This is a genomic window from Gordonia sp. NPDC003504, assembly GCF_053587995.1.
Window position 1 is genome coordinate 1 of sequence record NZ_JBSFPC010000018.1, and the last position, 26,160, is coordinate 26,160.

24 protein-coding genes and 1 pseudogene are annotated in these 26,160 nt (G+C 67.4%); 8 read left to right on the forward strand and 17 right to left on the reverse strand.

What is annotated here, in order from left to right:
• Nucleotides 1-86: 86 nt before the first annotated feature.
• From hflX to ACWDPV_RS22335, 4 genes are all read right to left on the reverse strand, one after another.
• Entirely contained in the window at nt 87-1,595 is a 1,509-nt protein-coding gene (gene hflX, locus ACWDPV_RS22320; RefSeq protein WP_449744726.1) for a GTPase HflX, read from the reverse strand.
• Between the two features lie 76 nt (nt 1,596-1,671).
• On the reverse strand, nt 1,672-2,577 hold the full coding sequence (gene dapF, locus ACWDPV_RS22325) for a diaminopimelate epimerase (protein WP_449744727.1): 906 nt from the start codon (nt 2,575-2,577) through the stop codon (nt 1,672-1,674).
• On the reverse strand, nt 2,574-3,497 hold the full coding sequence (miaA, locus tag ACWDPV_RS22330) for a tRNA (adenosine(37)-N6)-dimethylallyltransferase MiaA (protein ID WP_449744728.1): 924 nt from the start codon (nt 3,495-3,497) through the stop codon (nt 2,574-2,576). The genes dapF and miaA overlap by 4 nt, the downstream gene beginning before the upstream one ends.
• Nucleotides 3,485-4,231 (reverse strand): hypothetical protein, encoded by a 747-nt coding sequence (locus ACWDPV_RS22335; RefSeq protein WP_449744729.1) that lies wholly within the window; start codon nt 4,229-4,231, stop codon nt 3,485-3,487. The genes miaA and ACWDPV_RS22335 overlap by 13 nt, the downstream gene beginning before the upstream one ends.
• A gap of 279 nt (nt 4,232-4,510) precedes the next feature.
• On the opposite strand from ACWDPV_RS22335, the gene ACWDPV_RS22340 reads away from it, so the two are divergent.
• A complete protein-coding gene (locus tag ACWDPV_RS22340; RefSeq protein WP_449744730.1) occupies nt 4,511-5,935 on the forward strand; it encodes a DUF349 domain-containing protein in 1,425 nt (474 codons plus the stop codon).
• A gap of 48 nt (nt 5,936-5,983) precedes the next feature.
• Here ACWDPV_RS22340 and ACWDPV_RS22345 read toward each other — a convergent pair whose 3' ends face one another.
• Entirely contained in the window at nt 5,984-6,718 is a 735-nt protein-coding gene (locus ACWDPV_RS22345) for an Rv2732c family membrane protein (RefSeq protein ID WP_449744731.1), read from the reverse strand.
• Entirely contained in the window at nt 6,715-8,349 is a 1,635-nt protein-coding gene (gene miaB / locus ACWDPV_RS22350; RefSeq protein ID WP_449744732.1) for a tRNA (N6-isopentenyl adenosine(37)-C2)-methylthiotransferase MiaB, read from the reverse strand. Before miaB ends, ACWDPV_RS22345 begins: the two co-directional genes overlap by 4 nt.
• Before the next feature lie 179 nt (nt 8,350-8,528).
• Between miaB and ACWDPV_RS22355 the strand changes: the two genes are divergently transcribed.
• From ACWDPV_RS22355 to ACWDPV_RS22370, 4 genes are all read left to right on the forward strand, one after another.
• Nucleotides 8,529-9,257: an amino acid ABC transporter ATP-binding protein gene (locus ACWDPV_RS22355; protein ID WP_449744779.1), complete on the forward strand. Its 729-nt coding sequence runs from the start codon at nt 8,529-8,531 to the stop codon at nt 9,255-9,257.
• Nucleotides 9,258-9,327: 70 nt separating this feature from the next.
• On the forward strand, nt 9,328-10,335 hold the full coding sequence (locus tag ACWDPV_RS22360; RefSeq protein WP_449744733.1) for a glutamate ABC transporter substrate-binding protein: 1,008 nt from the start codon (nt 9,328-9,330) through the stop codon (nt 10,333-10,335).
• 12 nt (nt 10,336-10,347) lie between these two features.
• Complete coding sequence (locus ACWDPV_RS22365; RefSeq protein ID WP_449744734.1) at nt 10,348-11,031, forward strand: amino acid ABC transporter permease; 684 nt, start codon at nt 10,348-10,350, stop codon at nt 11,029-11,031.
• Complete coding sequence (locus tag ACWDPV_RS22370; RefSeq protein WP_449744735.1) at nt 11,028-11,918, forward strand: amino acid ABC transporter permease; 891 nt, start codon at nt 11,028-11,030, stop codon at nt 11,916-11,918. The genes ACWDPV_RS22365 and ACWDPV_RS22370 overlap by 4 nt, the downstream gene beginning before the upstream one ends.
• 149 nt (nt 11,919-12,067) lie before the next feature.
• Here ACWDPV_RS22370 and ACWDPV_RS22375 read toward each other — a convergent pair whose 3' ends face one another.
• The 8 genes from ACWDPV_RS22375 to ACWDPV_RS22410 all read right to left on the reverse strand — a co-directional run bounded on the left by ACWDPV_RS22375 (nt 12,068) and on the right by ACWDPV_RS22410 (nt 18,696).
• Nucleotides 12,068-12,499: a regulatory protein RecX gene (locus tag ACWDPV_RS22375; RefSeq protein ID WP_449744780.1), complete on the reverse strand. Its 432-nt coding sequence runs from the start codon at nt 12,497-12,499 to the stop codon at nt 12,068-12,070.
• A gap of 108 nt (nt 12,500-12,607) precedes the next feature.
• Nucleotides 12,608-13,651 carry a recombinase RecA gene (recA, locus tag ACWDPV_RS22380; RefSeq protein WP_348803547.1) on the reverse strand — a complete coding sequence of 348 codons (1,044 nt, stop codon included), beginning with the start codon at nt 13,649-13,651 and terminating at the stop codon, nt 12,608-12,610.
• 331 nt (nt 13,652-13,982) lie between these two features.
• A complete protein-coding gene (locus ACWDPV_RS22385) occupies nt 13,983-14,177 on the reverse strand; it encodes a DUF3046 domain-containing protein (protein ID WP_348803546.1) in 195 nt (64 codons plus the stop codon).
• On the reverse strand, nt 14,168-15,388 hold the full coding sequence (locus ACWDPV_RS22390; protein ID WP_449744736.1) for a glycosyltransferase: 1,221 nt from the start codon (nt 15,386-15,388) through the stop codon (nt 14,168-14,170). Before ACWDPV_RS22390 ends, ACWDPV_RS22385 begins: the two co-directional genes overlap by 10 nt.
• Nucleotides 15,389-15,469: 81 nt before the next feature.
• Nucleotides 15,470-16,282: a PspA/IM30 family protein gene (locus ACWDPV_RS22395; protein WP_449744737.1), complete on the reverse strand. Its 813-nt coding sequence runs from the start codon at nt 16,280-16,282 to the stop codon at nt 15,470-15,472.
• A gap of 173 nt (nt 16,283-16,455) precedes the next feature.
• The gene (locus tag ACWDPV_RS22400; protein ID WP_449744738.1) at nt 16,456-16,794 is read right to left on the reverse strand and encodes a helix-turn-helix domain-containing protein; all 339 of its coding nucleotides are present in this window, start codon (nt 16,792-16,794) and stop codon (nt 16,456-16,458) included.
• 302 nt (nt 16,795-17,096) lie between these two features.
• Nucleotides 17,097-17,807, reverse strand: coding sequence for a CDP-diacylglycerol--glycerol-3-phosphate 3-phosphatidyltransferase (pgsA, locus tag ACWDPV_RS22405; protein WP_449744739.1), 711 nt, complete (start codon nt 17,805-17,807; stop codon nt 17,097-17,099).
• Between the two features lie 178 nt (nt 17,808-17,985).
• Entirely contained in the window at nt 17,986-18,696 is a 711-nt protein-coding gene (locus ACWDPV_RS22410; protein ID WP_449744740.1) for a DUF4132 domain-containing protein, read from the reverse strand.
• A 525-nt stretch (nt 18,697-19,221) separates the two neighbouring features.
• Between ACWDPV_RS22410 and ACWDPV_RS22415 the strand changes: the two genes are divergently transcribed.
• A complete protein-coding gene (locus tag ACWDPV_RS22415; RefSeq protein ID WP_449744741.1) occupies nt 19,222-19,845 on the forward strand; it encodes an amino-acid N-acetyltransferase in 624 nt (207 codons plus the stop codon).
• A gap of 50 nt (nt 19,846-19,895) precedes the next feature.
• Entirely contained in the window at nt 19,896-20,183 is a 288-nt protein-coding gene (locus ACWDPV_RS22420) for a YciI family protein (protein ID WP_449744742.1), read from the forward strand.
• A 351-nt stretch (nt 20,184-20,534) separates the two neighbouring features.
• Here the strand turns inward: ACWDPV_RS22420 and ACWDPV_RS22425 are convergent, their stop codons facing one another.
• Nucleotides 20,535-21,578 carry a TerC family protein gene (locus ACWDPV_RS22425; protein WP_449744743.1) on the reverse strand — a complete coding sequence of 348 codons (1,044 nt, stop codon included), beginning with the start codon at nt 21,576-21,578 and terminating at the stop codon, nt 20,535-20,537.
• A 253-nt stretch (nt 21,579-21,831) separates the two neighbouring features.
• Between ACWDPV_RS22425 and ACWDPV_RS22430 the strand changes: the two are divergent.
• A pseudogene (locus ACWDPV_RS22430) lies at nt 21,832-22,258 on the forward strand (hypothetical protein).
• Nucleotides 22,259-22,268: 10 nt separating this feature from the next.
• On the opposite strand, the gene ACWDPV_RS22435 reads toward ACWDPV_RS22430, so the two are convergent.
• Together ACWDPV_RS22435 and ACWDPV_RS22440 are read right to left on the reverse strand one after the other, a co-directional pair.
• Nucleotides 22,269-25,361 carry a DNA translocase FtsK 4TM domain-containing protein gene (locus ACWDPV_RS22435; protein WP_449744744.1) on the reverse strand — a complete coding sequence of 1,031 codons (3,093 nt, stop codon included), beginning with the start codon at nt 25,359-25,361 and terminating at the stop codon, nt 22,269-22,271.
• A gap of 108 nt (nt 25,362-25,469) precedes the next feature.
• Nucleotides 25,470-26,105: a TIGR03085 family metal-binding protein gene (locus ACWDPV_RS22440; protein WP_449744745.1), complete on the reverse strand. Its 636-nt coding sequence runs from the start codon at nt 26,103-26,105 to the stop codon at nt 25,470-25,472.
• Between the last annotated feature and the right edge of the window lie 55 nt (nt 26,106-26,160).

Genomic DNA, 26,160 nt, shown 5'->3' on the forward strand with positions numbered 1-26,160 from the left:
GCCGGTCACCCGTACGGGTGACCGGCCGTCTCGTCTGGTCGTGCTCGTCTGGTTCTGGTTGTGCCCGGTGGAGCCGGATCGGCGGCTCAGTGCGCCGTCGCCAACACCAGGTCGGCGAGCTCACCTGCCATGGCCTGCGGAACCCGTACTCGCACAATCGATCCGTGCTCATCGTGTTCGGTGCTCAGCACCTCACCCTCGCGGTGGATGCGGGAGAGCACCTCACCACGGGTGAACGGGACGGCGAGGGTGAGCTCGACGTCGGTGCGTCCGACGAATTCCCGGACCCGGTCGAACAATTCCGGCAATCCCTCGCCGGTACGCGCCGAGACGAACACCGCATCCGGTGCCATCGCCCGGAGTTCGGCCATCCGCGTCGCGTCGATCGAGTCGATCTTGTTGATCACCAACAACTCCGGCGGTGCGGTGACGTCCTCGTCGGCCACCACCTCGTTGATCACCTGGCGAACCGCGGCGATCTGTTCGGCGGGGAACTCGTCGGCACCGTCGACCACGTGCAGCACCAGGTCCGCGTCGACGACCTCTTCGAGGGTCGAGCGGAAGGCCTCCACCAGTTGCGTCGGCAGGTGGCGGACGAAACCGACGGTGTCGGTGAACACCACCTCGCGTCCGTCGTCGAGTGTGGCGCGACGCGTGGTGGGATCGAGGGTCGCGAACAGTGCGTCCTGCACCAGCACACCCGAACCCGTCATCGCGTTGACGAGACTGGACTTACCGGCATTGGTGTAACCGGCAACCGTCAGCTTGGGGACGGAACTGCGTTGCCGCGCCGCCCGTTTGGTCAGCCGAGCCTTCTTCATGTCGCGAATCTCGCGGCGCAGCTTGGCCATTCGTTCCCGGATGCGACGACGATCGGTCTCGATCTTCGTCTCACCGGGACCGCGCAGTCCCACACCTCCGTTGCTGCCGGCGCGGCCACCGGCCTGCCGGGACATCGACTCACCCCAACCACGCAGACGCGGGAGCATGTACTCCATCTGGGCCAGCGACACCTGTGCCTTGCCCTCACGCGACGTCGCGTGCTGGGCGAAGATGTCAAGGATCAGGGCGGTCCGGTCGATCACCTTGACCTTGACGACCTTCTCGAGTGCGGTCAGCTGACCGGGGGTCAGTTCGCCGTCACAGATCACCGTGTCGGCGCCGGTGGAGAGCACCACCTCCCGCAACTCGTCGGCCTTGCCGGAGCCGATGTAGGTCCCGGGGTCGGGGGCGTTACGGCGTTGGATGACGGCCTCGAGGACCTGCGAACCGGCGGTCTCGGCGAGTGCCGCCAGTTCGGTCATCGCCGCCCGCGCCTGCGCCGCGGTGCCGTGGGTCCACACACCGACGAGCACCACGCGTTCGAGGCGCAACTGTCGGTACTCGACCTCGGTGACGTCGGCGAGTTCGGTGGACAGTCCGGCCACACGTTGCAGCGAGGCACGATCGGAGAGTTGCAGTTCACCCAGCGTCGGATCGGACGCGGTGATCTCGTGACGATCGGTGATCTCGTGACGATCGCTCTCGCGGACGTCATGCGCTGGATTCGCGTCATCGGCCGGGACGGGTGGGAAAATGTGGGTTGATTCGCTCATACGCCTTCCATGGTTGCACGGAGAAACGTCGCGGTGCACACGAATATTTCGCCGCCCACCTCGACGACGTGCACCCTCAGCGGGCCCAGCCGGCGCGGAGGCGGCCGTCGGCGACGAGCCGCGACGGCCCCCGCAACCATGCGTCGTCGTCGAGGATGCGTACCTGCACCCGCCCGCCGGGCACGTCGATGGTCATCTCACCGGTCTGGTGATGCAGGTGCGCCAGACCGGACGCGGCGGCGGCCACGAGGCCGGTCCCGCAGCTGCGTGTTTCGCCCACCCCGCGTTCGAAGACACGCATGTGGGCGTGCAGGCCGCCCTCCGTCGGTTCGGGCACGGTCAGGAGCTCGACATTCGTGCCGTCGGGGAACACCGCGGCGTCGAAGGTGACCCCCTGGGCGAAGTCGACCGCCGCGAGTCCGGCGACGTCGAGTCCGGGCACCACACACGCCAGGTGCGGATTGCCGACGTCGACAGCCGTGCCGACATAGAGGTCGTCGCCGATCCGTGCGGTGGTCTCCACCCCGAGTCGCGCGGGCCCCATCTGCACACTCACGTCGGCATCCACGTGATCACAGGCGTGCACGATCACCGGGCGGGCACCGGCCCGCGACCCGACCGTGAACTCGTCACGTTCGGCCAGTCCGGTGGCGCGAACGTAGTGCGCGAACACCCGCACGCCGTTGCCACACATCTCGGCGATCGAACCGTCGGCGTTGCGGTAGTCCATGAACCAGTCATCCGGGGTGACCCCGGCGGGCAGCTCCGGCAGAACCCCGGCCGCCACCAGCGCACCGGCGCGGGCCACGCGCAGCAGGCCGTCGGCACCCACGCCACGTTGCCGATCGCACAGCGCGGCGACGAGGTCATCGTCGAGATCGAGTTCGGCGGCCGGATCGGTCAGGATGACGAAGTCGTTCTGGGTGCCGTGCCCCTTCACAAAGCTGAGGTCGTTCCCACTCGGGGCGGTGCTGATCGTCACCGGTCCAGGGTAGCCAGCGCGCGATCGGTGAGATCGTCGGCGGCCGCATCGAGCCACACGATGCGGTGATCACGACGGAACCAGGACCGCTGGCGACGCACATAGCGGCGGGTCCCGATGACGGTGAGTGCCTCGGCGCGGTCGAGGTCACCGTCGCCGTCGAGCGCGTCGAGGACCTGGGCGTACCCGATGGCCCGCCGAGCGGTGCGTCCCTCCCGCAGACCGCGGTCGGCCAGGGCTGCCACCTCGTCGACGAGGCCACCGGCGAACATCGCCGCGGTCCGCGCCCGGATCCGGTCGTCGAGATCGGCGGTGTCGCGGTCCAGCGCGAGGATCCGGGTACCCCAGCGCGGTTCGCCGATCTGCGGCGCAGACGCGGCGAACGGTTCACCGGTGAGTTCGACCACCTCGAGTGCACGCACGATCCGGCGGCCATCGGTGTCGAGGATCGACGCCGCGGCGGCCGGGTCGACCTCGGCGAGTCTGCGGTGCAACGCGCCGACGCCGATCTCGGCGAGAAGTGCCTCGTAGCGGGCCCGCACCTCCGGGTCGGTGGCCGGGAACTTCCAGTCGTCGAGCAGTCCCTGGATGTAGAGCATCGAACCACCGACGATGACCGGGGTACGCCCGGCCGCGAGCAGCGCCTCCACGTCCTGCGACGCCGCGGCCTGGTAGCGGGCCACCGTCGCGACCTCGGTGACGTCGAGCACGTCGATCTGGTGGTGGGTGATACCTCGACGCTCTTCGGGCGGCAGTTTGGCCGTCCCGATGTCCATCCCGCGGTACTGCTGCATCGCGTCGATGTTGACGATCTCTCCGCCGAGGTCCTCGGCGAGATCCAGGGCCAGATCGGATTTGCCGACCGCCGTCGGGCCGACCACGGCGACCGGGACCACGCCGGACGAGGTCACTTCTGCCATCGGGCCACCACATATCCGACGCCGAACGGCGCATCGGCGTACTCCACCGACGCCGTCAGGGCGGGCGCTCCCGCGGGATCGTCGGTCCGGGCCGATGCGCGCACCGCTGCGGCCGCCGTCTGCCAGGCGACGCGGCCGCCGATGCCCTCGGCGACACACTCGTCCTGGTCCAGTGCCGCAAGGGCGTCGGGGTCGCCGGCAGCCATCGCCGCCTCGATCCGGCGCTGCAGGCGTACCGATTCCTCCCGGAGGCCCCCGCCGGGCGACTTCGGCGTCAACGCGAAGGCACCGTCGCCGACCACCAACAACCCGATCGGCTGAGCGCGCGAGTCCAGTGCCGCGGCGATCTCACCGCCGATGCGGGCACACTCGGCGGTGCTCGCCTCCGGATCGATGACGACCGGGGTGAGTGCGGCAACGCCTGCCTGTTCCCGCAACCAGGCCGCGATCAGCATCGACAGTGGCATCGGCTCGGCCGGGGCCGACGCATCCGGGGGCGCACCACGGGACGGATCGAGGCTCACCCCGACGTCGACCCCGAATCGCGCGAACGTTCCCGAGGTGGGCACATCGGTGACGCAGGTAGGACCGGCATCGTCGGATGACCGCGGCCGATCGGCCGCCCCGATCGCCACCCAGGTGGTGGCCGCCGGCGCGGCGGCAGCGAACGCGTGCCGGGTGGCGTCGCGAACCGCATCGGCCTCGTCGGCCTCCGGTCCGGTCAGTTCGGGCACGAGAAGAGGTGCACTCGGAACGAAGACCGCGCAGGCAAACACCTGCTCGACGCTAGTCCACGCCACCCGATCACCGGCGAATACCCGGTCCGCAAGCCGGCGCCCCAGGGCGATCGACGACGCGACGCGCGCGGATCATTGTCGCGCAGCGCGCACGCGACGGAGCCTGAGCTGCTTGAATGGGGAACAGCCCGGCGGCCGGTGGTCCGTCCGGGATGGATTCAGTGACCTGGCAGCCGTGTCGCGCGGCACCATGAAGCGCAGAAGGGGCATCTGCACATGAGCGGAGAACACGACAGCACCGGAGACAACACCGGCGAGCCCGGTCCCGGAACCGATATCGGCGCAACCGATATCGGCGGGGCTTCCACGCCCGTCCCGAAGCCCGGACCCCGACCCGGCCCCAAGCCCGGACCGCGGCCCCGCCCGACCCCACCTGCCGCGTCCGCGGTGACCCCGGTGGTGACACCCACCCACGTCCCGCACACCGACCCGCACCGATTCGGACGGATCGACGCCGACGGCGTCGTCTGGCTCACCACCGCATCCGGGGAACGTCAGATCGGCTCCTGGCAGGCCGGTTCCGTCGAGGACGGTCTCAATCACTTCAGCCGGCGCTTCGACGATCTGGCCACCGAGGTGGAAATCCTCGAGGAACGGCTGGCCGCGCGATCCGGGGATCCGCGCAAGGCACAGACCGCGGCCCGTCACCTGCTCGACTCGCTGCCCGACGCCGCGGTCATCGGCGACGTCGACGCCCTCGAGAAGCGCCTGTCGGTGATCGTCGGGGCCGCCGACGAGGTCGCCGACTCACTCAAGGCGGAGCGGGAGGCCACCCGCGCGGCCGCGATCGCCCGCAAGGAGGAGTTGGCCGCGGAGGCGGAGACCATCGGCGCCGAATCCACCCAATGGAAGTCGTCCGGGGATCGGCTGCGAGCCATCCTCGACGAGTGGAAGTCGATCAAAGGCATCGACCGCAAGACCGACGATGTGCTGTGGAAGCGGTACGCGAAGGCACGCGACGCATTCAACCGTCGGCGCGGCGCACATTTCGCCGAACTCGACCGGGTTCGCGCCGGCGCCAAGGTGCGCAAGGAGGAGTTGATCGCGCAGGCCGAGGAACTGTCCGGCTCCACCGACTGGGGCACGACCGCGGCGAAGTTCCGTGACCTGCTGACCGAGTGGAAGGCCGCCGGACGTGCTCCCCGGGACGCCGACGAGGCGCTGTGGCAGCGGTTCAAGGCAGCCCAGGACGTCTTCTTCGCCGCACGCAATGCGGTCGCCTCCGAACGCGACGCCGAATTCAGCGCCAACGGGCAGGCCAAACTCGATCTCCTCGCACAGGCCGAGAAGAGCATCGACCCGGCCGCCGACCTCGACGGCGCACGCAAGGAGTTCCGCGCGTTCCGCGACAAGTGGGACGAGATCGGCAAGGTGCCCCGCGAGCAGATGCATTCGCTGGAAAGCCGCGCACGCGCGCTCGAGAAGCGGATTCGCGACGCCGAGGACGCGCAGTGGCAGCGCACCGACCCGGAGGCGCAGGCACGCGCAGCGCAGTTCGCCGAACGCGCCGCGCAATACGAGGAGCAGGCCCGCAAGGCCGAGGAACGCGGCAAGGCCAAGGACGCCGCGAAACTGCGCGATCAGGCGGCGCAGTGGCGCGAATGGGCGAGCGCGGCCCAGAGCGCCATCGAGGATCGGTGACCCCCGACCCCGTCGAGTGGGCGCGCTTCCCCGTTGGGCGTGCGGCGGCTACGAGCTTCCCGTCGTTCCGTCTTCTCGCGGGATGTCACTCGGCCGGGTGATGGTGCGGCCGGTGAGACGGCGCGCGGCATCCTCCCGCGCGGCGGACTCCCGACGGCGTTCCTCTTCCAGCGCGAGGTGATACGTGCTGCGGGCCCACACCACCCGCGCCCAGTGGAAGGTCAGGACCAACGCGGCGATCCAGCCGAGGATCAGGCCGATACCGACACCGTGCGGCGGTTCCACCCCGCCGACGCCCGGCGTGTTACGGGTCCACCAGGCCAGCATGCCGGCGACGCAGGAGATCGCGCACCCGCACAGGGCGATCCAGGCGATGATCCAGCGACGCGTGAGCAGGGCGAGCATCGACGCCCCGATGCCGAACACCAGCAACAGCCAGACGAACACCTTCGAGGTGATGGCCACCCGTTCGGCGACCGCGTCGGGCGACACCGTCAACACGTCGATGCCGCTCGCCGCACCGGTGTGCGGAAGCACCAACGACACCATCGCGACCAGCACGGCGACGGCGACGACGACGGCGCGGGCACCCGGATCGATCTCGCCGGCCACCTTGCGTTCGGCCCTGCGCAAATCGTCCTCGTACCCGGCGAAGCCGTCGTCGATAGGATCACGCTTCGCCGGATTGCGGCGCGCTGACGGTTCGGGCTCTGGGCCGGCGTTGTCCTGCTCGTTCACTGCTTCCTCGATCTTCGATGTATCCCGGTCCTGTGTGCCGCTCATCGGGAGGCCGGGGCCCCGCAGGCACCGGACTCGCAGCCGCCACCGGAGGCGACCGGAGTGCTCGGTCCGACCCCGGGCATTCCGAGGCCGACTCCTACCGGCGGTGTCGTCGGCGTCAGGGCCTGCTCGTGGGCATCGCCGGCGCGCGTCCGTCGGTGCGAACCGATGCCTACGTCGGCGATCAGGTGATGCGGCGCCGCGTCGGTCACCACCGTGGTCACCACGTCACCCGGGCGGATCGCCGCACCCCGATCGCCGGGAGCGAAGTGCACCAGTCGCCCGTCGCGGGCACGACCGGTCATCCGGTGCGCATGGGCGCTCTTTCGTCCCTCGTCGGCGATGACCAGCAACTCCACGTCGCGTCCCACGATGGCGCGATTCTCCGACAAACAGATACGTTCCTGCAGGTCGATCAGTCGCTGGTAGCGGTCCTTGACCACCTCGGGCGGCACCTGATCGTCCATCGTGGCGGCCGGGGTGCCCGGCCGCGGTGAGTACTGGAAGGTGAACGCGCTGGAGAAGCGTGCCTGCTCGACGACCTCGAGGGTCTGCGCGAAATCCTCCTCGGTCTCGCCGGGGAATCCGACGATGATGTCGGTGGTGATCGCCGCGTGCGGCATCGCGTCGCGGACCTTGTCGAGGATGCCCAGGAACCTGGTGCGCCGATAGCTGCGCCGCATCGCCTTGAGAATCCGATCCGAACCCGACTGCAGCGGCATGTGCAGCTGCGGACAGACGTTGGGGGTCTGCGCCATCGCCTCGATCACGTCGTCGGTGAACTCGGCGGGGTGCGGCGAGGTGAACCGGACGCGCTCGAGTCCGTCGATGTCACCGCAGGCGCGCAGCAAGTCCGCGAAGGCGCCGCGGTTGCGGGGCTGATCCGGATCGGCGAACGACATGCCGTAGGCGTTGACGTTCTGCCCGAGCAGCGTCACCTCGAGCACACCGGCGTCGACCAGGGTCTGCACCTCGGCGAGGACGTCGCCGGGTCGCCGGTCGACCTCTTTGCCGCGCAGCGACGGCACAATGCAGAACGTGCACGTGTTATTGCAGCCGACCGACACCGACACCCAGCCCGCATAGGCCGATTCCCGCTTGGCGGGCAGCGTGGACGGGAAGGCCTCGAGCGAATCCCGGATCTCGACCTGCGCCTGCTCGTTGTGCCGGGCCCGGTCCAGCAACACCGGCAACGAGCCGATGTTGTGGGTGCCGAAGACCACGTCCACCCACGGTGCCCGCCGAAGCACGGTGTCCTTGTCCTTCTGCGCCAGACACCCGCCGACCGCGATCTGCATTCCCGGCCGCGACGCCTTCACCGGCGCCAGGTGCGACAAGTTGCCGTAGAGCTTGTTGTCGGCGTTCTCCCGGATCGCACACGTGTTGAACACGACCAGGTCGACCTCGTCGTCGTCGGCGCCCCGGACGTAGCCGGCCTGTTCGAGCAGACCCGAAATCCGTTCCGAGTCATGCACATTCATCTGACAGCCGTAGGTGCGGACCTGGTATCGAGGCGAATCGGCCGATGCGTCGACGGGCGCGGTGACCGCATCGGCATCCGCGACGGCCGGCGCCCACGGCGCAGCGGTCGATGTCGGGGTGGGTGCCACGGGCTCGGACAGGTCGATACTCACTGGATCCAGAGTACGGTGTGAGCGCAAATCGCCTGGTCGCGCGGCGCCGGCCGGCTCGCGGCACGCCGGGCATGTCCCATTTGCCGCGCCGATACCGCCGACCGTGATTAGGCTTGGCACGTATGACCGAATCCCCCTTCCAGGCACCCGGTCCGTCTACCGCATCCGAGTCGCCTCCGATGATCTCGATGACGGCCGTCAACAAGCACTACGGCGAGCTCCATGTCCTCAAGGAGATCAACCTCGAGGTCCCCCGTGGGCAGGTGGTGGTGGTTCTCGGGCCCTCGGGTTCGGGTAAATCCACCCTGTGCCGCACCATCAACCGGCTCGAACCCATCGACGACGGTGAGATCCGCATCTCCGGCGAGCTCCTGCCGGCCGAGGGCAAGGACCTGGCGCGCCTGCGCGCCGACGTCGGAATGGTCTTCCAGTCGTTCAACCTGTTCGCACACAAGACGATTCTGCAGAACGTCACCCTCGCACCGATCAAGGTGCGCAAGCAGAGCAAGGCCGACGCCACCACACGCGCGCTGGAACTCCTCGACCGCGTCGGTATCGCCAGCCAGAAGGACAAGTATCCCGCGCAGCTCTCCGGCGGGCAGCAACAGCGTGTCGCCATCGCCCGTTCGCTGGCGATGGAACCGCGGATCATGCTCTTCGACGAGCCCACCTCGGCGCTCGATCCCGAGATGGTCAACGAGGTCCTCGACGTGATGGTCTCGCTGGCCAAGGAGGGCATGACCATGCTGGTGGTGACCCACGAGATGGGCTTCGCCCGCAAGGCGGCCGATCGGGTGATCTTCATGGCCGACGGTGCCGTCGTCGAGGACACCGACCCGGATTCCTTCTTCGACAATCCCCAATCCGACCGGGCGAAGGACTTCCTCGGCAAGATTCTGGGCCACTGACATGACACCTTCGTCGACACGACAGACGACACAACCTCATACCCGAACACCCCGGACCCGACTGCCCCGGATGCTGGCGCTCGGCGTGATCGCGACGATCGCGGCCGTCCTCGCCGCGACGCTGACCGCGTGCGGCAGCACCGAACCCCGCAACCTGCTGGATTCGATCCGCGCCGGCAAGGTGGTGCTGGGAACCAAGTTCGACCAGCCCGGGCTGGGCATCCGCAACCCGGACAAGAGCGTCACCGGATTCGATCCGTCGGTGTCGACGTACGTGGTCAACCACATCGCCGACTCCCTGGGGGTGCCGCATCCGGAGATCACCTGGCGCGAGACACCGTCGGCGCAGCGTGAGACGTTGATCAACAACGGTGAGGTCGACATGATCGCCGCCACCTACTCGATCACCGGCGCACGTGCCAAGAAGGTCGACTTCGCCGGGCCGTATCTGATCAATTACCAGGGCCTGCTGGTCCGCGACGACGACGATTCGATTACGTCGCTGACCGATCTGAACAAGGGCAAGAAGCTGTGTTCGGTGACCGGCTCGACGTCGGCGCAGAACGTCAAGGCACAGTTGCCGTCGGTACAGCTGCAGGAGTACGACTCGTATTCCTCCTGCGTGGAGGCGTTGCGCCGCGGCAAGGTCGATGCGCTGACCACCGACGAGGTCATCCTCGCCGGCTACGCGAACTTCTTCCCGGACGAGTTCAAGATCGTCGGGATGACCTACCCGGCAGCCGCCTGCGTCACCAGCAGCGGCAAGAAGGTCCTCAAGACCGCCGGGGCCCCGTTTTCCACCGAGCGCTACGGCATCGGCATGGCCAAGCAGTTCCCCGACGCGGTGGTCGCAGTAAACCAGGCGCTGGACGCGATGCTCGCGCCCGGCCCGAACGGCAGCGAATCGGCGTGGGAGCTCGCACTGCGTGACGCGATCGGCAACGAGTACGTCGACGAGATGATCACGCGTGCCGAACGTGAACCGGCGAAGTACAAATTCCTGCCCGATCCGAGTGTCGAAGCCGTCCAGACCATCATCGACGCACCGTCGGTGCCGTGCCCTGCGGGCATGAGCTGAGAGGGGTGAACCATGAGTGACCTCTGGTCCAGCATGGGGCCACAGTTGTGGCCCGCATTCTGGGTGACGATCCAACTGACCTTCTGGTCGGCCCTCGGCTCATTGATCCTGGGTGTGGTCCTGGCCGGGATGCGGGTGTCACCGGTGCCGGTGATGCGGTGGTTCGGCGCCACCTATATCAACATCGTGCGCAACACGCCGTTGACGTTGATCGTCCTGTTCTGCTCGATCGGGCTCTACCAGAACCTCGGTCTGGCGCTGGCCCCGGACAACGAGAACTTCGTCAAGAACAACAATTTCTGGCTCGCGGTTCTGGCGTTCATCCTCTACACGTCGACGTTCGTGTGCGAGACGCTGCGCTCGGGTTTCAACACCGTGCCGATCGGGCAGGCGGAGGCGGCACGGTCGCTGGGACTTCCGTTCCTGCAGGTGTTCGGGATCATCGTGTTGCCGCAGGCCATGCGCGCGGTGATCGGACCATTGGGCAGCGTGCTGATCGCCCTGACGAAGAACACCACGATCGCCTCGGTGATCGGCGTCAGTGAGGCCGCGTTGCTGATGAAGGAAGAGCTGGAGACCTACTCCGATCAGATCATCGCGATCTTCGCGATCACCGCGGTCGGATTCATGATCATCACCCTCCTGGAGGGAGCCGTCTTCGGCTACCTCGCGAATCGACTGGCGGTGAAACGATGAGCGGCGCAACAGTCCTCTACGACGCTCCCGGCCCGAAGGCCCGGGTCCGCAACGCGATCATCGCCGTCGTCTTCGTCGCGATCATCGTGGCGATCCTCGCGTATGTGATTGTGGTGCTGGCGAACAACGGCCAGCTCACCGGCGAGAAGTGGAATCCCTTCGTCATCGGGACCACCTGGACGACCTACATACTCCCCGGACTGTGGGGAACGCTGAAGGCTGCGGCCCTCTCGATCGTCTTCGCGATGATCCTGGGCTCGATTCTCGGCATCGGCCGACTGTCGGACCACTGGTGGGTGCGCAGCCTGAGCGGATTGTTCGTGGAGATCTTCCGTGCCATCCCGGTGCTGATCCTGATGATCTTCTCGTACTACCTGTTCGCCGACTATGCGATCTTCCCGTCGTCGCAGCTCGCGTTCGCGGCGGTCGTCACCGGTCTGACGCTCTACAACGGATCGGTGATGGCCGAGATCCTGCGATCCGGGATCAATTCGCTGCCCAAGGGCCAGACCGAGGCCGCTCAGGCGCTGGGATTGCGCAAGTCGCAGATCATGCGCATCATCCTGCTCCCGCAAGCGGTCACCGCCATGTTGCCGGCACTCATCTCGCAGATGGTCATCGCGCTCAAGGATTCCGCGCTCGGCTACGCCATCGGTTACGTCGAGGTGGTGCGGTCGGGTCTGCAGTCCGCGTCGTATTACGGCAACTACCTCCCGGCGCTGGTGGTGGTCGCCATCGTGATGATCGTCATCAACTTCGGCCTGTCGTCGTTGGCGACCTTCATCGAGAAGTCGCTGCGGCAGGGTCGTCGTAAGACCGCGGCTCCCGACCCCGACGAGGCCGACCGTGCCGCGATGGAGAACATGCCGTCCTTCGGCAAGCACTGATCCGCCGGCCGGAACCGACCGCCGGATCGTACGCAGCCACGGGGCACGCGGCCTGCGAGACTGGATGCCCGAGTGACCGATGCCCTGACGAGCAGCAGATCGTCAGGGCATCGGCATGTCAGGAGTGCATCTCCGGGGCGACCGGCGGGTCAGGGGTGTGCATCCGCGGCGGCCGCATCGAGACACTCCCCCACGACATCGATCGCCAACGTCTGCGGATAACCACGCCGCACGAGCAGCCCGACCAACCTGCGGTACTGCTTGTCCCGTGCGGAGCGGTCGTCGCGGATCTGTTCGCGGACCGTCGCCGTCAACTTGCGCTCGACGATGCCGACGGCGACGGACCGCTCGGTGTCCGGGTCGATGTCGGCCAGTGCGGATTCGATGGTGTCCGCGTCGACGCCCTTGGCCACCAGCTCATGACGCAGCGCCACGCGGCCCCGTCCGGAGTTGGCGTGCCGGGACCGCACCCATTCGGCGGCGAAATCCTCGTCGTCGAGCAGGCCGCCGCGATCCAGCCGATCCATCACGTCGTCGACGACGTCGGGTTCGAAACCTCGGCGGGACAAGCGTTCCCGCATCTCACTGCGTGACCGTGCGCGGACCCCGAGGAGCCGCAGAGCGGCGTCCCAAGCGCTGGGTTGCTTGCGTCCCTCGGGGTCGGTGGTGGTGTCGCCCACGCCGACCGATCAGAACTCGACCGGAGCCGGGGCCACGTCGTCGGCGTCGACGACCGCGCCAATGCCGAGCTTCTCCTTGATCTTCTTCTCGATCTCGTCGCGGATGTCGTCGTTCTCGAGCAGGAACTTGCGGGCGTTCTCCTTGCCCTGACCCAGCTGATCGCCCTCGTAGGTGAACCAGGAACCCGACTTGCGGATGAATCCCTCGGCGACACCCATGTCGATCAGCGAGCCCTCCTTGCTGATGCCCTTGCCGTAGAGGATGTCGAACTCGGCCTGCTTGAACGGCGGCGCCACCTTGTTCTTGACGACCTTCACGCGGGTGCGGTTGCCCACGGCGTCGGTGCCGTCCTTGAGGGTCTCGATGCGGCGCACGTCCAGTCGCACCGACGAATAGAACTTCAGTGCCTTTCCGCCGGTGGTGGTCTCGGGGGAACCGAACATCACGCCGATCTTCTCGCGCAGCTGGTTGATGAAGATCGCGGTGGTGTTGGAGTTGCTCAGCGCCGAGGTCATCTTGCGCAGCGCCTGGCTCATCAGCCGGGCCTGCAGGCCCACATGCGAATCACCCATCTCGCCCTCGATCTCGGCCTTGGGCACCAGCGCGGCGACCGAGTCGATCACCAGGATGTCCAGCGCACCGGAACGGATCAGCATGTCCGCGATCTCCAGCGCCTGCTCACCGGTGTCGGGCTGGGAGACCAGCAGCGCGTCGGTGTCGACGCCCAGCCTGGCGGCGTAGTCGGGATCGAGGGCGTGCTCGGCGTCGATGAATGCGGCGATGCCGCCCTGCGCCTGCGCATTGGCCACCGCATGCAACGCGACGGTGGTCTTACCGGAGGATTCCGGGCCGTAGATCTCGACGACGCGGCCACGTGGCAGCCCGCCGATCCCGAGAGCGACGTCGAGCGCGATCGAACCGGTGGGGATCACCTCGATGGGCTGACGGGTCTCTTCGCCAAGGCGCATGACCGAGCCCTTGCCGAAGTTCTTGTCGATCTGCGCGAGGGCGAGATCGAGTGCCTTGTCACGATCGGGGGCCGCTGGTGCCATGGGACTTGTCTCCTCGGTTGTGCGCCGGAGTGCTCCGGCGGTTGTGGTTGTCGTGTGGGTGGTGGCTGTTTCCGACGGATATCCGTCGGAACTTCTGACGCGTCGCACGCTACTCATGGGGTCCGACAAAAAGTTCTGACGCTCGCCAACCCGGTTCGGTTCCGTACCCCTCCACTCTCGGAGAACATGTGTTCGATGGCAAGTGTGACACGCGGACGCCGCCGGAAATCACCGCAGCCAACGTCACCGCCGCCTCAGAGGCCCCAGAACCATCGCCACAGCACTATCCGCACAGAAGTCTCAGCACAACAGCACTCTCACCCCACAACTCTCACCACACGTGTCTGGGGACGTCGAAATCCCGGCAGATCGCCACCCAGACGTCGCGCGGGTCCACTCCGTCCTCGATCGCCTGGGCGCCGGTCCGGCCGCCCAGTTCGGTGAGCACATGGTCGGTCATGATCGAATCCGCCGACATCGCGCCGAACTGTTCGGTGATCCGCTCGGTGAACTCGGTCAGTCGCATTCGTCGGCCCCTTCGGTCGGTTCGCGCGAGGCGAGGTGCCTCTGATGAACGCTTCGCACGACCCGCACGGGGTCGACGACGTCGACGGCCGAGGCGCCCGCACGCGCCGCGGCCTCCCGATGCGCGGGATCGTCGAGCACCGCTCCGACGGCCCGCCCGATCGCCTCGGCGTCGACCGGGCGCACCACGAGCCCACCACCTTGCCGGGTCACCCGGGTGGCCAGTTCCCATTGATCACCGCCGCCGGGCACCGTCACCACCGGCACACCCGCCGACAGCGACTTCGCGAGCATCCCGTGCCCGCCGCCGCACACCACCGCGTCGGCACGCTCGAGCAGCCGATCCTGGCGCCCGAGTCCGGCCCGCACCGACAATCCGGGAGCCGTGGCCAGAAGTTCCGCCGAAGGTGGGTGCAGGGCCGAGATCACCACGCGCACAGGAGAATGCGCCGCCCTATCACGTACTGCATCCATCGTCGCCCCCACCATGTCGGCACCGATCTGGGCGGTCGAGGGCGCGATGACGATCAGCGGTGCGTCGCCGGACGGGGGTTCGATGATCTCGGTGGTCGGCTCCCACACCAACGGGCCCACCAGATGGGCATCGGCCGGCCAATCCGGACGCGGCACCTCGAGCGCCGGCAGGGTGGCGATCAGCCGTGGCCGATACGTCGGCGGGTCGGCCGGCAGGCCGATCGACCGGCGCGCGGCACCCCGCTGGCGACGACCGGCACGCACCGAGGTGTTGCTCGCCGCCCGCAGCGCGGTGTCCCGCAGGTGCCCGAGCAGCCCGGTTCCCGGTTCCAGACCGGCACCCACCGGCGGCAGTCCCCGCGACGGCAGATACAGCGGATGCGGGGACAGTTCGACGGCCGGGATGCCGCACAGTTCGGCGGCCCACAGCCCGGCCACGGTGATCACATCGGAGATCACCAGATCGACGCCGCGCACCGCCAGCACCGGCGCCAGCGCCACCGCCATCCGCGCCGCCCGGACACTGAGCTTCCTGCCGGCGTCGGTGTCGTCATCGTCGTCCTCGGCCGCGAGTCCCGGCAGTTCGGCGATGTCGATCCCGCGCGATTCCGCCAACGCGAACCACGACGTCCCCGTCCACACCGTCGCCGAAATACCTTCCGCAACAAGCCTTTCGGCAAGAGCAAAAGCGGGAAAGGCGTGTCCGGCATCGGGGCCGGCGACGATCGCCACCCTCACCGGATCACCGACGATCCCCGGATAGACGCACACAACCCGCGACCGGCGGCCGCGGGTTGTGTCGTGAGAACGACGACGATGTCAGCTGCCCGCCTGCGGGGGCTCGGGCTTGGACAGCCGCCCGGGAGCCGGCTGTGTGGCGGGGGCCGCGGCGCCACCGGCCGGCAGCGAACCACCCGACATACTGGCCCGGATCTGCTCCAGGCGCGCGTGGCCGGCCATCTGCACCCCGGCCTGCTCCACCTCGGCCATCCGGCCCTGCACCGAATTCTTCGCCAACTCGGCCGAACCGAGGGCGTTGGCGTAGCGGCGTTCGATCTTCTCGCGCACCTGATCGAGGCTCGGCGTGTTGCCGGGCACCGACAGTTCGCTCATCTGGTTGAGCGAGGCGCTCACCTGCTCCTGCATCTTGGCCTGCTCGAGCTGACTGAGCAGCTTCGACCGCTCGGCGAGCTTCTGCTGCAGGATCATCGCGTTGCGCTCGACGGCCTGCTTGGCCTGCTGCGCGGCCTGCAACGACTGATCGTGCAGCGACTTCAGATCCTCGACGCTCTGCTCGGCGGTCACCAGCTGCGCCGCGAAGGCCTCGGCGGCGTTGGTGTACTCCTGCGCCTTCTGAGCGTCACCGGCGGCGTTGGCCTGATCGGCCAGCGTCAGGGCCTGACGGGTGTTGGCCTGCAGCCGCTCGACGTCCTCGAGTTGCCGATTGAGCTTCATCTCCAGCTGACGCTGGTTGCCGATGACCGATGCGGCCTGCTGCGACAGGGCCTGATGCTGCCGTTGGGCATCCTCGATCGCCTGCTGGATCTGCACCTTGGGATCGGCATTCTCGTCGATCTTCGCGTTGCCGAGCGCCATCAGGTATCGCCACATCTTTACGAACGGGTTCGCCATGCTTCTCGTCAACTCCATTCAGAACGGATTTCGTCGTGAGGGTTCCACCCAATCTAGCGCCTCACTCACCGGTGCGGCACGGGCACACGGTCTTCGGCGGATGACAGTCACCGGCGTCTGACGCGCGACAGCGGCCGTCCACCGCGGGTGGCAATGCGGATGTCGACCCGCGGTCAGGCGGCGGCCAGGGCGGTGGCCCGTGCATGCACCTCGGGCGCAGGGATGACGACGGCCGGGGTGATCGCGGCGTCGTGATCGGCAGACGTGGACTTGGCAGGCTCGGGCCGCATGGCCGTCCCGACCTCGAGAAGCAGATCGGCGATCTCCACGTCCAGTGCATCGCAAATCGAGGCCAGCAATTCGCTCGACGCTTCCTTCTGTCCCCGCTCGACCTCCGAGAGGTAACCGAGACTCACCCGCGCATCGGTGGACACTTCACGAAGCGTCCGGCCTTGCTGAGTGCGAACACGGCGCAGGCTGTCGCCGAGCGCCTCCCGCAAGAGCACTGCCATCGGGTATCCCTCCTCCTCTGCGATGAGTCCATGTACGGTCCGCGCCGACTCGATGTGAGTCGATTCGCACACCACGGCCTGGACTCGCCGGGCCGGATATCGAACCGGACCGACCGGTACCTCAACGTCTGCCGAGCGCATACCGTTCCCGAAGCCACACGCCGCCGTTTCCGGCGACGTGTGTGGACGACAGTAGTCGAATTCCGCGCCGGTTGCCGCGCACCTGCCCCGCGTGCCGTACCGCCGATGGACAGATCACCGGTACAGATCACCGGAGGACAGATGCCGACCCCACCGACCGATCAGCTCGCGTCGCTACCCGAGTCGGTGATCGGCGTCCGATTGCGCGACGCAGAGGGCCCTCGCCGATCGCTCGCTCCACTGCCGGTGCGCAACCTGATCGCCTGCCACACGTAGTCGACCCCGGTGGCCACCGTGATCGCGACGGCCACCCACATGATGACGACGGCACCCAGATGCCATGCGCCCGACAGTGGCAACAGCAGCAGACCGATTCCGATGGCCTGGAGCAAGGTCTTGAGTTTGCCGCCGCGACTGGCCGGGATGACCCCGTGGCGCAGCACCCAGAACCGCAAGGCGGTCACCCCCAGTTCACGGGCCAGGATGATCGCGGTGATCCACCACGACAACTCCCCCAGTATTGACAGGCTGATCAGCGCGGCCCCGATCAACGCCTTGTCGGCGATGGGGTCGGCGAGCTTGCCGAAGTCGGTGACCAGTCCCCGGTTCCGCGCCAGCCTGCCGTCGATGTGGTCGGTGATCGCGGCGATACCGAACACGATGGCGGCGGCGATACGCCACGCCGTGTCGTGGCCGCCGGCGACGAACAGGACGATCACGAAGACCGGAACCAGGATGATGCGGAAGACCGTCAACGCGTTGGCGATGTTGACCACCGGCACCGGGTCCACCGGATCGGTGATGTGATCGGGTCCGCGTCCGACGTCGGCCAATCCCCGCTCGTTGACCGCTCGTCGCATCCGATCGGTCACGGGCACACACCTGCGGCAGCGATGGCGGACAACGCCGGCACGCGCCGATCGAGGCACGTCGCCATCGGGCGGGTGTCAGTCATTCGCACGATCAACAGAGTATCGACTCCGTCACGTCATCCGGTCGGCGGACCCGTGGCCGGCCGTACACCCACGATCGCCTCCACCCGCTCTCGGCTCACGACGCCAACCAGTCGAGCTCGCCGAGGATCTCCGAGGACAGCGCCGGATCGATGAGTGCCGGCGCGACGCGCGCCCCCGCCGCATCGACGAGGGTGGCCGCGTCAAGCGTCTGCCGGCCGATGCCGACTTCGCGGACGCCCGCGCCAAGCAGCACTCCGGGACGGATTCGCACCGTGATCGACCATGACGATCCGGGAAATCCTCGCCAGAATTGCGTCGTCGCTCGCAGGAACATTCCGGTGACTGCGTCAATCCGAGTGCCCCGGGCGGTGTCCGCGCAGACGTGGTAGACCGTGCGCCGGAGTTGTTCGAAGGGCTGCGATGGTCCGAGGTCGTCGAAGACGCGGCGCCACCGTCGTACCGCCGGCTCACCCATGCGCATCGGATGCGCCACACCGATCACCGTGTCGGTGTCGAAGTCGACGACCCGACCGTCCGCGTCGACCGGAGTCCCGTCCTTGGCGATCCGTCCTTGGCGATCCGAAAGGGTTCGGGCACAACAGTTTCGGATTTTCGATCGCGCCGCGAACACCACCCGAGTAATTCGGGGAACCGGTGCGACGGCCGAGGAATCGCCGTGTGAACACCGGCGCGTCCCAGACCCGTCCACACACCATGATCGATTCCGGTTCGGCGAGGACGTCGTCGGATACGAGCCCACCGGAGCCGGGCGTTTCGGTTCCCGCGCCCGATCCGGTGCCGCCATCGGGAAGCCGATCGGGGTCGCACCGTCATACCCTCCGGTCCGCGGTAACTCTCGTGGAGGGCGAAGGCGATGGCGGCGTGTCCCAACGCGGAGGTGCCCGTGTGGGCCGCGTCGACGATCTCCGGATCTCCCCCGTCGATGATGCTGCCGTAGATGAATTCCTCTGCGCGTGATCAGGTCGCGGCAGCGGTCGGCGGCTGCGGCATTGATCCGTTGCCGCCTACGCGGGTCCCGGGTCGGTCCGATCCGGGTGCACGAGTTTCTGCCATCTCACCGAGAGGACAATGGCTTTCCCGTCGGTCACGACAACGGCCGCACGACGATGCATCGACTCGCGCGCCCGGCCGTGTCGAGCCGCCCGTGACGCACGATCACCGTCGTGCCGGCGCGTTCGCTCGCCCAACATCTTTCCGAGCTTCCCCGGTGAACTCGTATCGTCGCACTCGCCGACTCCTCTACGCGTGTGAACGAAGCGGAACCGAGCCTGGTAGGACGCGCCGACATCCCTCGGGGCAAGATGGGCGCATGCACAGCGAGGACGGGGTGGAGTTCGCCTCATCGAATCACACCCGCAGCACCACCGGCGAGGTGACCATCCGACGTGCCCGTACCTCTGACGTTCCCCGGATCAAGGCCCTCGTCGACCAGTACGCGGGCAAGATCCTGCTGGAGAAGAACCTCGTCACGCTGTACGAGGCGGTGCAGGAGTTCTGGGTGTGCGAACTCGACGACGCGGTCGTCGGTTGCGGCGCATTGCATGTGCTGTGGGCCGATCTCGGTGAGATCCGTACCGTCGCCGTGGACAAGACCTGCGGCGGACGCGGGATCGGCCACCGCCTGGTGGCCCGGTTGCTCGGCGTCGCCCGCGAACTGCAGCTGTCGCGGGTGTTCGTGCTGACCTTCGAGACCGAGTTCTTCGGCCGCCACGGGTTTCGCGAGATCGAGGGCACCCCGGTGACGCGCGAGGTCTTCGAGGAGATGTGCCGGTCGTATGACACCGGTGTCGCGGAGTTCCTCGACCTCAGTTACGTGAAGCCGAATACGCTGGGCAACACCCGGATGCTGGTCTCGCTCGACGGCACCCCGGACGCACAAACCCCGGACGCGCAAACCCCGGACGCACAAACCCCGGACGCGCAGAACCCCTGACATCCCAAGACAATTCACACACGACACTCGAACACAAGGAGACCTTCACCGTGGCGATCTACGCGGTCCACTACACCTACACCGCAGCGAAGGCGGCGATCCGCGACGAGCATCGGGCACAACACCGGCAGTGGCTGTCCGAGGAGTACGGGGCGGGCAATGTGTTGATCTCGGGCCCCTATCCCGACGGATCCGGCGCGCTGATCATGATCAAGGCCGACGGTGGGATCGACGCCGCCGAGGCCTTCATGGCCAACGATCCGTTCAACGCCCATGAGGCGATCGACGGCGTCCGCATCGTCGAGTGGACCCAGGTCTACGGTCCGTTCGACGCCTGACAGGCGCGATCCGCGCGATCCCACCGTTCGAGTTATCCACAGATTGTCGTCGGGCCGCCGACGCGCAACCCTGCGATGTCGGTCTCACCAGCGAAATCATCGACTGTAAGTTGCGTTTCGACGAGGCGACCGCCCGGAACTCGATCTCCCCCACACCGTTTCACCTCCTGGGCTTCGGCACGTTCACGCCGCTGCCGATGGGCGGTGTCGATGAGGCGTCGATCCACGGTGGTCCCGGACTGGCTCCCGGATCCGACGGTACGAACGCACGGAGACCCTGGTCGAGGCGTACCAGACCTACCGCAGTTCATGCGATCTCACCGTCGAGATCCTCGACGCCGCGGCGCGCGCCTACCTGGCGTCGTAATCGCGTCCCGATGACGGTTCCACACCATCGGTTTCGGCAGAATCGACCTCGGGTACGTTGTTGCGCTTGGAACTGAGCAGGCTGGCGACCGTGGTGATCACGAGTGTGCCGACGATGACACCCAGCGACAGCGGCGTGGAGATCTCCGGGACCGACACGTGCGCACCACCGTTGATGAATCCCAAGGTGTTCTCGTGCAGCGCGTGCAGCACCAGCTTCACACCGATGAACGCGAGGATGAACGACAGCCCGAACGACAGGTAGACGAGACGATCCAGCAGTCCGCCGAGCAGGAAGTACAGCTGCCGCAGACCCATCAACGCAAATGCGTTGGCGGTGAACACCAGGTAGGGCTCCTGGGTGAGGCCGTAGATCGCCGGGATCGAGTCGAGCGCGAAGAGGATGTCGGTGAAGCCGATGACGATGAGCACCATCAGCATCGGGGTGGCCATCCGCTTGCCGGAGATGCGGGTGAACAGCTTGTCACCGTTGTACTCGTCGCTGGTCCGCAGGTACTTCTTGAGGAAACGCTCCAGCCGCGACTCGCGCTCCTCCTCGTGGTCGACGGGATCGTCGCTCTCACGCAGCAGCTTGATCGCGGTGAAGATCAGGAAGGCACCGAACAGGTAGAACACCCAGCTGTAGGCGTTGATGGCGGCCGCACCGACGGCGATGAACACACCACGCAACACCAGGGCCATCACGATGCCGAGCAGCAGCACCTTCTGCTGATACTCCTTGGGCACGGCGAACTTGCTCATGATGATCACGAACACGAACAGGTTGTCCACCGAGAGCGCCTTCTCGGTGACGTAGCCGGCGAAATATTCACCGCCGTATGTCGATCCCCACTTCCACCACACGAACAGGCCGAAGATGAGGGCGATGGTGATGTAGACCGCCGACCAGAATCCGGATTCCTTGAGCGACGGGGCGTGCGGCACCCGCACGTGGGCGAAGAAGTCGAAGATGAACAGGCCGGCGATCACCACACACGTGATGATCCAGATGGTTGCGGTTACTTCCATGGGAACGATCTACCTCCAGCGCGCAGCACAGAATTGGTTGCGATGCCAGAGGTCTCTCCCGCCGAGGTGGACGACCGGGTACCCGGGCCGCGGTCGCAAAAATGATCTGCATCTCTGACTACCGCGACCGTATTGACGGATACGCCGCGTGGGGATACTCCCCTCTTCGATCTGCGGACCACCATACCCTATGTCCGTTTTGTCGGGCCTCGTCGGCGCTCGCGGGCGGCGGCGTGCGGCCTACCATCAAGCCATGCCCCGGCGCCGAGATCGGCCCGCAACCGTGGACGACATCCATCGCCTTGCCCGTGCGATGCCCTATGTGACCGACGCGGGCGGGGCTCCCGAGCGACCCGTCTACCAGGTCGGCGGGAAGAGCTTCGTCTACTTCCGCACCCCGCGCCCAGACGCCGTCGACGCCGACACCGGTGAACGTTTTGACGATGTCGTCGTCCTCTGGGTGCCGTCGGAGGCCGACAAACAGGCACTCGTCCACGACAGTCGGTCACCGTTCTTCACGACGCACTTCGACGGACACCCCTCGGTACTGCTTCGCACGTCGCGGGATCGGCGAGGTGAGTGAGACCGAGCTGTCGGAGATCATCGCCGACGCGTGGCTGTCGCGAGCGTCGGCACGCCGTGCCCGGACATGGTTGGCCGAGCACGACCCGTCGGCCTGACCCGCCCGCCCTACCCGGCCGGCGCCCCCTCGTCATCCCCGTCGTCGCCACCACCTGTGATCGAGGCGATCACCCCGGCCAGGTCGTCAGGTTTCACCAGTACCTCGCGGGCTTTCGAGCCCTCGCTGGGACCGACGACGCCACGGGTCTCCATCAGGTCCATCAGGCGACCGGCCTTGGCGAATCCGACGCGCAGTTTGCGCTGCAGCATCGACGTCGACCCGAACTGACTGCTCACCACCAGTTCGATGGCCTGGAGCAGGTCGTCGAGATCATTGCCGATGTCGGAGTCGATGTCCTTCTTGTCGCCGGCCTTCGCGGTGGTCACACCCTCGGTGTATTCCGGGTCGGCCTGTTCCTTGGCGTAGTCGACGACGGCACCGATCTCCTCGTCGGTGATGAACGCACCCTGCATCCGGATCGGCTTGTTCGCGCCCATCGGCAGAAACAGGCCATCGCCCATGCCGATGAGTTTCTCCGCACCCGGCTGATCGAGGATGACGCGGGAGTCGGTCAGCGACGACGTCGCGAACGCCAGCCGCGACGGCACATTCGTCTTGATCAGACCCGTCACCACATCTACCGACGGACGCTGGGTCGCCAGCACCAGGTGGATGCCGGCCGCACGCGCCTTCTGGGTGATCCGCACGATCGCATCCTCGACGTCGCGCGGGGCGGTCATCATCAGGTCGGCGAGCTCGTCGACGATCGCGATGATGTAGGGATACGGCTTGTACACGCGCTCCGAACCGAGCGGGGTGGTGATCTCACCGGATCGCACCTTCGCGTTGAAGTCGTCGATGTGACGGACCCGCGACGCCTTCATGTCCTGATAGCGCTGTTCCATCTCCTCGACCAGCCACGCCAACGCCGCCGCAGCCTTCTTCGGCTGCGTGATGATGGGGGTGATCAGATGCGGAATGCCCTCGTAGGGAGTCAGTTCCACCATCTTGGGGTCGATCAGGATCATCCGTACCTGCTCGGGAGTGGCCCGGGTCAGCAGCGACACCAGCATCGAGTTGACGAAGCTGGACTTACCCGAGCCGGTCGATCCGGCGACCAGCAGATGCGGCATCTTCGCGAGATTCGCACTGACGAAGTCACCTTCGATGTCCTTGCCGAGACCGATCACCAGGGGGTGGGTGTCCTTGCGGGTCGCCGGCGCCTCGAGCACGTCGGCCAGCCGCACCATCTCCCGGTCGGAGTTGGGGACCTCGATACCGACGGCGGACTTGCCCGGGATGGGCGCGAGCAGTCGCACGTTGTCGGTGGCCACCGCGTAGGCGATGTTGCGTTGCAGCGCAGTGATCTTCTCGACCTTCACACCGGGACCGAGTTCCACCTCGTAGCGGGTGACGGTCGGCCCGCGGGTGTAGCCGGTGACCGCCGCGTCGATCTTGAACTGCTCCAGCACGCCGGAGATCCGGTCGATCATGTCGTCGTTGGATCGGCTGCCCTGCTTGGGCGGATCCCCTTCGATGAGCAGACTCGTCGGCGGCAGGCGGTAGTCCCCCTCGGTGGGGGCGATGGCGAACGCCTCGTCATCGGCGTCATCGGCCGGACTCGGCGTGGGTGCCGGCTCCGGAGCCCTGACCTTGGCGGCCTTGGCCGGCGCGGCGGAATCACGCGTGCGCGATGACGCACCCCGCGCCGACGACCGGCTCGGAGAGCGCGGCGCCGCGGGTGGCTCGTCGATCGGTTCGGTCGGCTCGTCGAACATGTCAGCGCCTAACCCCTCAGCGCCGAACCCCTCAGCGCCGAACGGATCAGTGGCCGCATCACCGAGTGGTTCGGTCGGCGCCGACGCCAACACATCCCCGGCCCGGGCGCCGGGCGCCGGACGGCGTGATCGGCGCGCCGAGCGTCGCGGTGCCTCGTCGACGGCGTCGGGCGGGTAGTTGTCGTACGGGTCGGCCGACCATCCGCCTCGACGTGCGATCGACGACGAGAACCGCGCGCCATCGTCGTCGAGGTCGTCATCGTCGGCGTGCGCGTCGAGATCGCCCTCGGTCTCGTCATCCCAGGGTGCGTCGTCGTCCCAGTCCTCGGCGAGTGGTGCGCTCAGACCCAGCCAGCGACGCACGCCGTCGGTGACCTCGCGGACGGTGCGACCGCTGATGATCAGAACGCCGAAGGCCATGCACAACAACAGGATCGGCACCGACACCCAGGCCGTCACGCCGGTGGTGAGGGGCGTGCCGACCGCGAATCCCAGGAATCCTGCGGCGGCCGAGCGATCCGTCAGGTCGGTCGGCGAGCCCGCCACGAGATGGATCAGACCGAGCAACGGCAGCACGATCAGCAGTCCGGCGCCGATGTAACGGCCGCGGCGCTGCGGGTTCGGCGGTCGCCGCATCAGGATGACGGCGATCACGACGAGGGCGACGGGGACGACGACGGCGAGGAACCCGACGATCGCCCGGATGAATGCGTCGATGAACGCGCCGACCGGGCCGGCCGCGCCGAACCAGACGCCGGCGGCGATCAGGACGGCGATCGCGATGATCGCCAGCGCGGTGCCGTCGCGGCGATGGGTGTGCCCCGCGCCCCCACGCTCCGGCGCGTTCGGCGACCGGTCGTCGCCGCCATCGTCGTAGTCGTCGTAGTCGAGGTCCTGTTCGACGTCCTGGTCGACATCCAAGGCGTCGTCGAAGGCCCGATCAGCACGTCGCCGACCGCCACCGGAACCGGCGCGCGCCACGCCACCGACCCCCCGCGCCAGCAATGACCAGCCCGCGCCGATGCCCTTGCCGACCCCCTTGCCGACGGCACCGGCGGCACCCGCTCCCCTGCCCCTGCGGGAGATGTCGGCCGAGGCGGCCGCACGCGAACGGGACGTGCCCGCGCCGCCGCGGGAACCCTGACCACCCGACGTCCGACCACCCGACGTCCGACTGCGCGCCGTCGAGGCGGGACCACCCCGCGCACGGGATCCGGTCGAGCGTGACGCCGCCCCCGAGGAACCCTTCGGTGATGACGACCGCACGGTTCCGGCCGATGCCGATCGGGTCGAACCGGATCGGGTCGAACCGGCGCCGGTCTTGTTCCCCCCGGACGCACGTGATGCGGACGCGCGCGTACCAGTGCTCGCTTTCGAAGCCATGCCGACAGACTAGTCGGCAACCATCACCTCAGTCACACGGGCAACACAGGCAACACGGGCGTGTGTCGAAGTTGTGACCCCAGCGGGCCGGCGCCCATCACGGGCACATCACAACCCGTGCACACCCGCCTTCACGGCCTCGATCGCGGCGGGATCACCGTCGAAGGTCACCGCCACCGGCTTGCGGCCGGTGGCAAACAGGATCAATTCACCGACCGGTCCGGTCACGGTGACCGCGGGTCCCGAACCGCCGCGCAGTGCGACGGTGCCATCCGGCAGGCAGAGCGATACATCCGCGGGCAGTGACCGTACCGACATCTTGCCCATCGTCTTGAGCGGTGTCAGCAGGGCCTTCTCGAGCCCCGGGTCGAGGCGGCGGGGCTGCCAGTCGCTGGTGGGATCGGCCGCGCCGCGCAGCACGTCCTCGTGATGGATGAAGTATTCGGCGAGGTTGGCCCAGCGGTCGACCGGCTTCATCGGCGAGTAGATCGGTGGTCCGGAGGCGATGTCGTCGAGCAACCTCGACCATCCCGCCTCGGCGGCCACCTTGTCCTGCACCTTGGCGGTATGACCGGAGAGGGCCTTGATCAGGATGCCCGGGGCGGCGTCGAGTCGCCTCTCCCGGACCACCAGGTGCGCGGCCAGGTCGCGGGTCGTCCATCCTTCGCACAGCGTGGGGGCATCCGGACCGACGTCACGAAAGGTCTCGACAAGGGCTTGGCGCTCATCCTGTGCGTAGCTCACGACTCCACCCTAAGACCCTAAGGCGTGCCGCGACGAAGCGACGGTCCGGCCGTTG

What these genes read in the sequence shown, in the direction of transcription:
- hflX (WP_449744726.1), bottom strand. Translation starts at nt 1,595, where the DNA reads ATGAGCGAATCAACCCACATTTTCCCACCCGTCCCGGCCGATGACGCG.
- miaA (WP_449744728.1), bottom strand. Translation starts at nt 3,497, where the DNA reads ATGGCAGAAGTGACCTCGTCCGGCGTGGTCCCGGTCGCCGTGGTCGGC.
- ACWDPV_RS22340 (WP_449744730.1), top strand. Translation starts at nt 4,511, where the DNA reads ATGAGCGGAGAACACGACAGCACCGGAGACAACACCGGCGAGCCCGGT.
- ACWDPV_RS22345 (WP_449744731.1), bottom strand. Translation starts at nt 6,718, where the DNA reads ATGAGCGGCACACAGGACCGGGATACATCGAAGATCGAGGAAGCAGTG.
- ACWDPV_RS22355 (WP_449744779.1), top strand. Translation starts at nt 8,529, where the DNA reads ATGATCTCGATGACGGCCGTCAACAAGCACTACGGCGAGCTCCATGTC.
- ACWDPV_RS22360 (WP_449744733.1), top strand. Translation starts at nt 9,328, where the DNA reads ATGCTGGCGCTCGGCGTGATCGCGACGATCGCGGCCGTCCTCGCCGCG.
- ACWDPV_RS22365 (WP_449744734.1), top strand. Translation starts at nt 10,348, where the DNA reads ATGAGTGACCTCTGGTCCAGCATGGGGCCACAGTTGTGGCCCGCATTC.
- ACWDPV_RS22370 (WP_449744735.1), top strand. Translation starts at nt 11,028, where the DNA reads ATGAGCGGCGCAACAGTCCTCTACGACGCTCCCGGCCCGAAGGCCCGG.
- ACWDPV_RS22375 (WP_449744780.1), bottom strand. Translation starts at nt 12,499, where the DNA reads ATGCGGGAACGCTTGTCCCGCCGAGGTTTCGAACCCGACGTCGTCGAC.
- recA (WP_348803547.1), bottom strand. Translation starts at nt 13,651, where the DNA reads ATGGCACCAGCGGCCCCCGATCGTGACAAGGCACTCGATCTCGCCCTC.
- ACWDPV_RS22385 (WP_348803546.1), bottom strand. Translation starts at nt 14,177, where the DNA reads ATGCGACTGACCGAGTTCACCGAGCGGATCACCGAACAGTTCGGCGCG.
- ACWDPV_RS22395 (WP_449744737.1), bottom strand. Translation starts at nt 16,282, where the DNA reads ATGGCGAACCCGTTCGTAAAGATGTGGCGATACCTGATGGCGCTCGGC.
- ACWDPV_RS22400 (WP_449744738.1), bottom strand. Translation starts at nt 16,794, where the DNA reads ATGGCAGTGCTCTTGCGGGAGGCGCTCGGCGACAGCCTGCGCCGTGTT.
- ACWDPV_RS22410 (WP_449744740.1), bottom strand. Translation starts at nt 18,696, where the DNA reads ATGGCGGCACCGGATCGGGCGCGGGAACCGAAACGCCCGGCTCCGGTG.
- ACWDPV_RS22415 (WP_449744741.1), top strand. Translation starts at nt 19,222, where the DNA reads ATGCACAGCGAGGACGGGGTGGAGTTCGCCTCATCGAATCACACCCGC.
- ACWDPV_RS22425 (WP_449744743.1), bottom strand. Translation starts at nt 21,578, where the DNA reads ATGGAAGTAACCGCAACCATCTGGATCATCACGTGTGTGGTGATCGCC.
- ACWDPV_RS22435 (WP_449744744.1), bottom strand. Translation starts at nt 25,361, where the DNA reads ATGGCTTCGAAAGCGAGCACTGGTACGCGCGCGTCCGCATCACGTGCG.